Source organism: Nocardioides sp., assembly GCF_030655615.1.
In the GTDB taxonomy this organism is placed as follows: domain Bacteria; phylum Actinomycetota; class Actinomycetes; order Propionibacteriales; family Nocardioidaceae; genus Nocardioides.
This window is the reverse complement of record NZ_JAURVJ010000191.1, coordinates 26,896-35,850: the sequence shown is the minus strand read 5'-3', so window position 1 is coordinate 35,850 and position 8,955 is coordinate 26,896. Positions and strand designations below refer to the sequence as shown.

Below are 8,955 nucleotides of genomic sequence, written 5' to 3'. Positions count from 1 at the left end.
CGGGTCGGGGCCGAGCCGGGCGAGCAGGACGTCGCGGCCGCCGTCGTCGAGCAGCTCGCACGCCGTCGGACCGCGCAGGTCGGCCCACGCGTCGTCGGCGACGAGCCGCAGGCGCAGTGCCCCACGGGCCTCGGGCGGCTCGCCCCGGCCGTCGCGGAACCGACCGAACAGGCCGAGGTGCACGTGGAGCCAGTGGTCGTCGTAACGGTGGAACAGGTGCTTGCCCCAGGCCTCGGTCGACGCCAGCACCTGGCCGTCGATCGTCGCCGCACCCACCTCGAACCGACCCTGGGGGCTGCTGGTGCGCACGGCGCGACCGACGAGCAGCTGCCGGTGCCGCCGGGCGAGCCGGTGGATCGAGTGGCCCTCAGGCAAGCCCGACCAGCGACTCCGACCGCTCCCACAGCCCGTCGATGATGGACTGGTCCTTGGCCTGCTTGTTCTCCCGGCCGTCGATGCTGAAGCGGCTGAAGTAGCGGCCGTCGACCTCGGGGTCGGGACCGCGCTCGGCGAGCGCGACCAGCGGCGCGGCGCCGTCGGCGACGCTGATCGTCGCGAACCGCTTGAGCGGGCTGCGGTAGACCAGGCCGACGAACCACGAGTCGCGTCCGAACGAGCTGCCGACCGGGCCGGGGTGGACGGCGACGGACACGATGCCGTCGTCGGCCCAGCGCTGGGCGATGCCGCGGGTGAAGACGATGTTCATCAGCTTGCCGGTGCCGTAGGCCGGGAGCTCGATGGCCCGCCGGTGCTCGTAGTCGAGGTCGTCGAGCACGATCTTGCCCATCAGGTTGCCGACGCTCGAGGTGTTGACCACCAGCGACGTCCCGGCGGCGGCGAGCTGCGGGCGCAGCAGCTGGGTGAGCAGGAACGGCGCCAGGTGGTTGACCTGGAAGTTGGGCTCGTGGCCGTCGTGGGTCTTCTTGGACGGGTGGAACGTGCCACCGGCGTTGTTGAGCAGGACGTCGATCGTGGCGGTGCGCCCGGCGACGTCGGCGGCCAGGCGGCGCACGTCGTCGAGGCGGGAGAAGTCGGCGATCAGCGGCTCGGTCCCGACGGCCTCGGCGACCGGCCGCAGCTTGTCGGCCGAGCGCCCGGTCACGTAGACCGTCGCACCCTTGTCGGCCAGCACCTTGGCCGACTCGGCGCCGATCCCGTCGCTGGCCCCGGTCACCAGCACGGTCTTGCCGGTCATCGTCTGCTCGGTCATGTCGCGAGCCTAGACAGGACCACCGGGCCGGACCTCACCCCGACCAGCGCAACCGTCGCGGCGCCGTGCCACGGTGACCGGCCTACCCGCGGGTGGCGGTGATGCCGCCGTCGACGGCGATCGTGGCGCCGTGGACGTAGGCCGCCTGGTCCGAGACGACCCAGGCCACGGTCGCGGCGACCTCGTCCGGGGTGCCGGGTCGACCGGCCGGCGTACCCGCCGTCATCGTCGCGATGACGTCGTCGGCGGCGGCGTTGACGGGGGTGCGGGTGGCGCCGGGGGAGACGGTGTTGACGCGCACGCCGCGCGGGCCGAGCTCGGCCGCCCAGCTGCGGGCGAGCTGCTCCTCGGCGGCCTTGGTGGCGGAGTAGAGCCCGACGATCGCGTGGCCGACGGTCGCCATCCACGAACCGATGACGACGATGGCGCCGCCGCCGGCCTCGATCATCGGCGGCGCGAGCGCGGCGGTGAGCACGTGCGGCGCGCGGACGTTGACGGCCAGCGTCGCCTCGAGGTCGGCGTCGGTGAGCGAGAAGGTGTCGACCGGCGGGCAGAGCGCGGCGTTGTGCACGAGCAGGTCGACCGGGCCACCGAGGGCCTCCGCCCAGGCGGCGGCGACGGCGCGCAGCTCGTCGGGCGGACCGGTGAGGTCGCCCGGCACGAACACGGCCGAGCCGCCCGCACGGCGTACGTCGGCGACGACCGCCTCGCCCCGCCCGGCGTCCCGCCCGGCGACGACGACGTGGGCGCCACGGGCGGCGAGGAGGCGGACGGTCGCGGCGCCGATCCCGCTGGTGGATCCGGTGACGACGGCGCGGCGGCCGGCGAGGGAGAGGGTGGGATCGGTACTGGTCGGGCTGAGCGGGGTGGTGGTCATGCCCCCACTCCACCCGGCGCGGCGGGCCTGGACCAGGGTGCGTGCCTACCCTGGTCGGATGCCGGCCGACCGCTCCGCCCTCGGGGCGTTCCTCCGCTCCCGCCGCGACCGGCTGACGCCGGCGCAGGCCGGGATCGACGCGTTCCCGGGCCCGCGTCGGGTCCCGGGGCTGCGCAAGGAGGAGCTGGCGGTGCTGGCCGGGCTGAGCTCCGACCACTACAGCCGGATCGAGCAGGGCCGCCAGCAGACGCTCACCGACGAGGTCCTCGATGCGCTGGCCCGGGCGCTGCAGCTCGACGACGTCGAGCGCGACCACCTGCGCGACCTGGCCGCGCCCGTGCGGCACCAGGCCCGGCGGAGCAGAGGCTGGGAGACGCCGCAGCGGGCCGACCCCGGGCTGCTGCGCATGATGACCACCCTCGACCACGTGCCCGCGCTGCTGCTCGGCCGTCGCGGCGAGGTGCTCGCGCGCAACGCCCTGCTGCGGGCGGTCCTCGGCACCGACATGGAGCCCGGCTCGTCGTTGGTCCGGTGGCTCTTCCTCGACCCCGGCTCGCGCGAGCGGATCGTGAACTGGTCCGACTACGCCGCGGCGGCCGTGGGATCGATGCGCTACGAGGTCGGCCGCCACCCGCAGGACCGGCGCCTGGCCGCGCTCGTCGCCGAGCTGCGAGAGCGTGACGACGACGTCGCCCGCTGGTGGGACGACCACGGGGTGACCGACCGGACCTCGGTCCCGAAGCAGATCGCCCACCCGGACTTCGGCACCCTCTCCTTCGCCATCGAGGCGGTCACCACCCCGCACGACCCCGAGCAGCGCCTCGTCGTCTACACCGTCGAGCCCGACTCGGCCACGGCGCGGGCCCTGCCGCTCCTCGTGTCCTGGGGCGCGGAGGCGCCCGCCGGTGCTTGACTGCCGCGATGGACGACTCCGCGCTGATCACCGTCGGTCTGCCCGTCGCGCTGGCCATCATCATGTTCGGCCTCGGGCTGTCGCTCACCGTCGACGACTTCCGGCGGGTGGCCAGGACGCCCAAGGCGGTCGCGGTGGCGCTCGTGCTGCAGGTGCTGGTGCTGCCGGTCGTCGCGTTCGGGCTGGTGACGGCCTTCGACCTCGACCCGCTGCTGGCCGTCGGCGTCATGCTGCTCGCGGCGTCGCCCGGCGGCACGACGGCCAACCTGTTCAGCCACCTCTTCCACGGTGACGTCGCCCTCAACATCACGCTGACCGCGATCAACTCGGTGATCGCCGCGGTCACCATCCCGCTCGTCACCAACCTGGCGATCGACCACTTCGACGCCGACGGCGAGCTCGGCCTGCAGGTCGGCAAGGTCGTCCAGGTGATCGCGATCGTGCTGGTGCCGGTCGCCCTCGGCATGGTGGTCCGCCACCGGTCGCCCGACGTCGCGGGCCGCGCCGACCGCCCGGTCCGGGTCTTCTCGATCGTCGTCCTGGCCGCCGTCTCGCTCGGCGCGCTGCTCGGCGAGCGCGACAACCTCGCGGACTACCTCGAGGAGGTCGGCCCGGTCACCGCCTTGTTCTGCCTGGCCAGCCTCAGCCTCGGCTACCTCGGCGCCAAGCTGCTGCGCCTCGACGAGGCGCAGGCCGTCGCCAGCTCGATGGAGGTCGGCATCCACAACACGACGGTCGCGCTGACCATCGCGCTGAGCGTGCTCGACAGCACCGAGGTCGCCATCCCGAGTGCCGTCTACTCGATCCTGATGTACGTCCTGGCCACGGCCTTCGGCCTGCTGGTGACGCGCGTGGTCCCGAGGCGCCGGTCCGCCTGAGGCTGGACCGCGGGCTCTCCGCCGCCTAGATTGGACACGTGTCTGATCAGGTGTCCGTCTCGCGCTCGCAGTACGCCGACCTCTCCCGCGACGAGCTCGCGACGCTCGTCCGCGAGCTGCTGCTGATCGGGCAGCTCATCGACCGGTCCGGGATGGCGTGGTGCATCTCGGCGTTCGGCCGCGAGGAGATGGCGCAGGTCGCGATCGAGGAGTGGGCGTGCGCGAGCCCGGTCTACACCCAGCGGATGCAGCGGGCGCTGGGGTTCGTCGGCGACGACGTGCCGACGATCTTCAAGGGGCTGCAGCTCGACATCGGGGCACCGCACCAGTTCCTCGACTTCCGCTTCAAGATCATCGACCGCTGGAGCGGGGAGTTCTGGCTCGACCACTGCGGCGCGCTCGCCGACGTCGCGCCGATGGGCGAGGACTACGTCCGCGCGATGTGCCACGACATCGAGGACCCCACCTTCGACGCGACCGCGGTCGCGACCAACCGGCGTGCGCAGATCCGGCCGATCCACCGCCCGCCCTTCGACGCCCCGCGCGACGGCCGGGCCTGCCACTGGACGATCGTCATCGACGACAGCCACCCCGAGGCCCAGGACCTCCCGGGCCTCGCCGCGATCCGCGCCTCGGTCGCCGCGGGCCTCGAGCTCGCGCCGATCGACCCCGCCGACGACGGCCGACCCGACTACGCCGGCCCGGTGATGTCGGACTTCCCGGCCGAGGCCTTCTCGCACTCCGCGCTGGTGCACGTCGCCGACGAGCTCTGCGTGCAGATGCAGCTGCTCAACCTCTCGTTCGTCCAGGCCGTGCGCGCCCGCGCCACCGACGACGAGCAGCTCACGACCATCCTGCGCAAACAGCTGACCGGGGTCGCCGGCGTCGCCGCCACCCGCATCCGCGCCTGCCTCGGCCTCGGCTCCGACGCGGCCGCCGCGCTCGAGGTGCTGCGCCTGCTGCCGATGCTCGGGCCGACGGCCTACGTCGACGTCGCCGTCGAGGGGACACCGGAGGGCGACACGCTCGTCGTACGCCGCTCGCCCGCCCACGACGACGGCGGCTGGCTCGGGCTGCTGGGCCCGCACTGGTCGGCCGCGCTCGACGCAGCGGTCCACGCCGTCGACCCGCGCTTCTCGGTCGAGGTCACCGGCGACGCGGACGCGTGGACGCTCCGCGTGGTCGTGGGGGAGGCCCGCAAGGTCGCCGACGAGGTCGCTGTCACGCAGTTCTCGACCGGCGTCACCTGGCAGTTCGAGCCCCGGCACGCGCTGCCGTTGACGGTCATCGGCCGCTGAGAGGGCGTCGTACGCTCGCCGCATGGACCTCCAGCTGACCGGCAAGCGCGCACTCGTCATCGGTGGGACCAAGGGGATCGGGCTCGCGGTCGCACGGGCGCTGGCGCTCGAGGGAGCGGTGGTCGTCGTCGCGTCCCGCAGCGGCGGCGAGGACGTCGCCGCCGCGCTGAGCGCCGAGACCGGTGCCCAGGTGGTCGGCAGGGTCGTCGACAACCGGGACGACGCCTCCGTGCTGGCCCTGGTCGACGGGGTCGTCGCCGAGCTCGGGGGTGTCGACGTCCTGGTCAACACGGCCGCCGCCGCGTGGACGGCCGAGATGAACACCGTCGCGTCCGAGACCAGCGACGACGCGATGCGGGAGCAGTTCGAGGCCAAGCCGCTCGCCTACCTCCGCGCCGCTCGGGCGGTCGCGCCGCACATGAAGGCCGCCGGCTGGGGCCGCATCGTCAACGTCAGCGGGCTCGGCGCCCGCAGCGCGGGCTCGGTGGCCCAGACGGTGCGCAACGTCGCCGTCTCCGCGATCACCAAGAACCTCGCCGACGAGCTCGGGCCGTTCGGCATCAACGTCACCGTCGTCCACCCGGGCCTCACCCGCACCGAGCGGCTGACGACCCGGCTGACCGAGCAGGCGGCGGCCGAGGGCACGACGGTCGAGGCGCTCGAGAAGGGCCTCACCCGCACCTCGATCGACCGGCTCGTCGACGCCTCCGAGGTCGCCGACGTCGTCGCGTTCCTCGCCTCCCCGCGCAGCGGCGCCATCACCGGCGACGCCATCGCCGCCGGCGGCGGTGTGCCCGGGCCGGTCTCGTACTAGCCGTCGGCCGGGGGGGTCGCGAACGTGGTGGAGATTCACCGCCTCAGCGGTGGATCTCCACCTTCTGTGCCGAAGGTTTGCCCCAGAACCGGGAGTTCCGGCCCAGAACGTCACCCTTGACATCTGGCCGCATCTCGACAAAATGGACACGTGTCCAGTCAGGTGTCCGATCCGATGGGGCGGGAGAACGACGTGCGTGTCGTCTTCGACCCCTACGACTACGCGACCCAGGACGACCCCTACCCGATCTACCGGCGGCTGCGCGACGAGGAGCCCCTCCACCACAACGCCGAGCACGACTTCTGGGTCCTCTCGCGGCACGCCGACGTGGCGGCCGCGCTGCGTGACGATGCGACCTACTCCAACCGGATGGGCGTCAGCCTCGACGCCTCGGCCTGGCACCCCGAGGCCCACCGCGTCATGTCCTTCCTCGCCCTCGACGCCCCCGAGCAGACCCGGGTCCGCTCGCTGGTCTCGCGAGCCTTCACGCCGCGGCGCGTGCGCGAGCTCATCCCGCAGGTGCAGGGCCTGACCGACCGCTACCTCGACGAGGCGCTCGGTCACGACGGGAGCGTCGACCTCGACTGGATCGCCCAGCTCGCCGGCAAGCTCCCGATGGACGTCATCTCCGAGATGATGGGCGTGCCCGAGGCCGACCGTGACGAGGTGCGCCGCCTGTCCGACCTGCTCGTCCACCGCGAGGACGGGTTGTACGACGTCCCGCCGGCCGGCATGGAAGCCGCGATGTCGCTCTTCGGCTACTACACCGACCTGCTCGCGGAGCGTCGCCGGCAGCCGACCGACGACCTCACCTCCGCGCTCCTGGCCGCCGAGGTCGACGGCGACAAGCTCGACGACAGCGAGATCATCGCGTTCCTCTTCCTCATGGTCGTGGCCGGCAACGAGACCACCACCAAGCTCCTCGGCAACGCCGTCCACCACCTCGCGGCCCACCCCGACCAGCTGGCGACGGTCTTCGCCGAGCCCGACAGCTTCGTCGTGCCGTGGATCGAGGAGACGCTGCGCCACGACACGTCGAGCCAGATCCTGGCGCGTCACCTGCGGGCCGACGTCGAGCTCCACGGCTGCACCGCCCCGGCGGGCGCCAAGCTGCTCGTGCTCCTCGGCTCCGCCAACCGCGACGAGCGCGTGTTCAGCCACCCCACGGCCTACGACGTCCACCGCGACAAGAAGGAGCTGGGCCAGATCCTCAGCTTCGGCGGCGGGCGGCACTTCTGCCTCGGTGCCAACCTCGCGCGACTCGAGGCCCGGATCGTGCTCGAGGAGCTGGTCCGACGCGTCGACCACGTCGAGGTCGACACCCGGCGCGCGGTCCGCGTCCACTCCACCAACGTGCGCGGCTTCGCCGAGCTGCCGATCCGAGTCCGCCGGAGGACCTCATGACGACCGTCGACAACGCCCTGGGAGCCATCCCCGAGGTCTCCTACGCCGTGGAGGACGACGGCTACGGCCACCTCGCCGAGATGCGCGTCGACCCGATCGGCCTGTTCCAGCGGGTGCGCGACGAGTGCGGCGACATCGGCCGCTTCCGGCTGGCCGACCGCGACGTCGTGCTGGTCAGCGGGGCCGAGGCCAACGAGCAGTTCTTCCGAGCGCCGGACTCCACGCTCGACCAGGCGGCGGCGTACCCCTTCATGACGCCGATCTTCGGCCAGGGCGTCGTCTTCGACGCCTCGCCCGAGGAGCGTCAGCAGATGCTCAAGAACCAGGCGCTCAAGGGCGACATGATGCGCGGCCACGCCGCGACGATCGAGGCCGAGATCAACCGGATGGTCGCCGCGTGGGGCGACGAGGGCGAGATCGACCTGCTCGACTGGTTCGCCGAGCTGACGATCTACACGACCTCGAGCTGCCTGATCGGCAAGCCGTTCCGCGAGGAGCTCGACGCCCGCTTCGCCCACCACTACCACGACCTCGAGCGCGGCACCGACGCGCTCGCCTACGTCGATCCCTACATGGACATCGAGTCGTTCCGCATCCGCGACGCCGCCCGTGAGGAGCTGGTCGCGCTGGTGCAGGGCATCGTCGACCGGCGCAAGGAGCGGGGCAAGGTGGCCCGCGAGGACCGCGACCTGCTCGACGTCCTCATCTCGATCGACATGACCGCCGACTACATCACCGGCATCTTCATCTCGATGATGTTCGCCGGCCACCACACCTCGTCCGGCACCGCCGCGTGGGCGCTGATCGAGCTGATGCGGCACCCCGAGGCGATGGCCGAGGTGGTCGCCGAGCTCGACGACCTCTACGCCGAGGGCCGCGACGGGCCGGTCGAGATCTCCTTCCAGGCGCTGCGCTCGATCCCCAAGCTGGAGGCGGCGCTCAAGGAGACCCTGCGGCTGCATCCGCCGCTGATCATCCTGCTTCGACTGGTGCAGGAGGAGATCGAGCTCGCCGGCCACACCATCGCGCCGGGCACCATGGTTGCCGCGTCGCCGAAGGTCTCCAACCGCATCCCCGAGGACTTCCCCGACCCCGACGCGTTCGACCCGGGCCGCTACCTCGACGGCCACCAGGCCGACCTGCAGAACCGCTGGACCTGGATCCCCTTCGGCGCGGGCAAGCACCGCTGCGTCGGCAACGCGTTCGCGATGATGCAGCTCAAGGCGATCTTCTCGGTGATCCTGCGCGACTACGAGTTCGAGATGACGCAGCCGTCCGAGGACTACCGCGACGACGTCTCCAAGATGGTGATCCAGCTCGCCCAGCCCTGCCGCGTGACCTACCGGCGGAGGGTGAGGTGACCCTGCGCGTCGTCGCCGACCTCGGTCTCTGCCAGGGGCACCAGATGTGCACCGGCGAGGCTCCCGACGTCTTCGACTTCGACGACGACACCGACCAGGTGGTGGTGCTCGTCGAGCACCCCGACGAGTCGCTGCGGCCCCAGGTGGTGGCCGCGGTCCAGTACTGCCCAGCGATGGCGCTGGCCATGGAGGAGGAGTGA

At 72.3% G+C, this 8,955-nt stretch carries 10 protein-coding genes; 7 read left to right on the top strand and 3 right to left on the bottom strand.

Going from position 1 to position 8,955, the window contains the following annotated elements; genetic code table 11:
- From Q7T52_RS16215 to Q7T52_RS16205, 3 genes are all read right to left on the bottom strand, one after another.
- A partial coding sequence (locus Q7T52_RS16215; protein WP_304804301.1) for a DNA-formamidopyrimidine glycosylase family protein occupies positions 1 to 375 on the bottom strand: 375 nt, incomplete at its 3' end.
- Positions 368 to 1,210, bottom strand: a complete 843-nt coding sequence (locus Q7T52_RS16210) for an SDR family NAD(P)-dependent oxidoreductase (protein WP_304804299.1) — start codon at positions 1,208 to 1,210, stop codon at positions 368 to 370. The genes Q7T52_RS16210 and Q7T52_RS16215, both read right to left, overlap by 8 nt.
- Positions 1,211 to 1,292: 82 nt before the next feature.
- Complete coding sequence (locus Q7T52_RS16205) at positions 1,293 to 2,087, bottom strand: SDR family NAD(P)-dependent oxidoreductase (protein WP_304804297.1); 795 nt, start codon at positions 2,085 to 2,087, stop codon at positions 1,293 to 1,295.
- A 58-nt stretch (positions 2,088 to 2,145) separates the two neighbouring features.
- On the opposite strand from Q7T52_RS16205, the gene Q7T52_RS16200 reads away from it, so the two are divergent.
- The 7 genes from Q7T52_RS16200 to Q7T52_RS16170 all read left to right on the top strand — a co-directional run bounded on the left by Q7T52_RS16200 (position 2,146) and on the right by Q7T52_RS16170 (position 8,955).
- Positions 2,146 to 3,000: a helix-turn-helix transcriptional regulator gene (locus Q7T52_RS16200; RefSeq protein WP_304804295.1), complete on the top strand. Its 855-nt coding sequence runs from the start codon at positions 2,146 to 2,148 to the stop codon at positions 2,998 to 3,000.
- Between the two features lie 8 nt (positions 3,001 to 3,008).
- The gene (locus Q7T52_RS16195; protein WP_304804293.1) at positions 3,009 to 3,878 is read left to right on the top strand and encodes a bile acid:sodium symporter family protein; all 870 of its coding nucleotides are present in this window, start codon (positions 3,009 to 3,011) and stop codon (positions 3,876 to 3,878) included.
- A 38-nt stretch (positions 3,879 to 3,916) separates the two neighbouring features.
- Entirely contained in the window at positions 3,917 to 5,176 is a 1,260-nt protein-coding gene (locus tag Q7T52_RS16190) for a hypothetical protein (RefSeq protein WP_304804291.1), read from the top strand.
- A gap of 22 nt (positions 5,177 to 5,198) precedes the next feature.
- A complete protein-coding gene (locus Q7T52_RS16185; RefSeq protein WP_304804289.1) occupies positions 5,199 to 5,990 on the top strand; it encodes an SDR family NAD(P)-dependent oxidoreductase in 792 nt (263 codons plus the stop codon).
- A gap of 150 nt (positions 5,991 to 6,140) precedes the next feature.
- Complete coding sequence (locus Q7T52_RS16180; protein ID WP_304804287.1) at positions 6,141 to 7,394, top strand: cytochrome P450; 1,254 nt, start codon at positions 6,141 to 6,143, stop codon at positions 7,392 to 7,394.
- Positions 7,391 to 8,755: a cytochrome P450 gene (locus Q7T52_RS16175; RefSeq protein ID WP_304804286.1), complete on the top strand. Its 1,365-nt coding sequence runs from the start codon at positions 7,391 to 7,393 to the stop codon at positions 8,753 to 8,755. The genes Q7T52_RS16180 and Q7T52_RS16175 overlap by 4 nt, the downstream gene beginning before the upstream one ends.
- Positions 8,752 to 8,955, top strand: coding sequence for a 4Fe-4S domain-containing protein (locus Q7T52_RS16170; RefSeq protein ID WP_304804284.1), 204 nt, complete (start codon positions 8,752 to 8,754; stop codon positions 8,953 to 8,955). The genes Q7T52_RS16175 and Q7T52_RS16170 overlap by 4 nt, the downstream gene beginning before the upstream one ends.

Bases quoted from the DNA above. Each gene is read 5' to 3' on its own strand.
- Q7T52_RS16210 (WP_304804299.1), bottom strand. From the start codon at position 1,210: ATGACCGAGCAGACGATGACCGGCAAGACCGTGCTGGTGACCGGGGCC.
- Q7T52_RS16205 (WP_304804297.1), bottom strand. From the start codon at position 2,087: ATGACCACCACCCCGCTCAGCCCGACCAGTACCGATCCCACCCTCTCC.
- Q7T52_RS16200 (WP_304804295.1), top strand. From the start codon at position 2,146: ATGCCGGCCGACCGCTCCGCCCTCGGGGCGTTCCTCCGCTCCCGCCGC.
- Q7T52_RS16195 (WP_304804293.1), top strand. From the start codon at position 3,009: ATGGACGACTCCGCGCTGATCACCGTCGGTCTGCCCGTCGCGCTGGCC.
- Q7T52_RS16185 (WP_304804289.1), top strand. From the start codon at position 5,199: ATGGACCTCCAGCTGACCGGCAAGCGCGCACTCGTCATCGGTGGGACC.
- Q7T52_RS16175 (WP_304804286.1), top strand. From the start codon at position 7,391: ATGACGACCGTCGACAACGCCCTGGGAGCCATCCCCGAGGTCTCCTAC.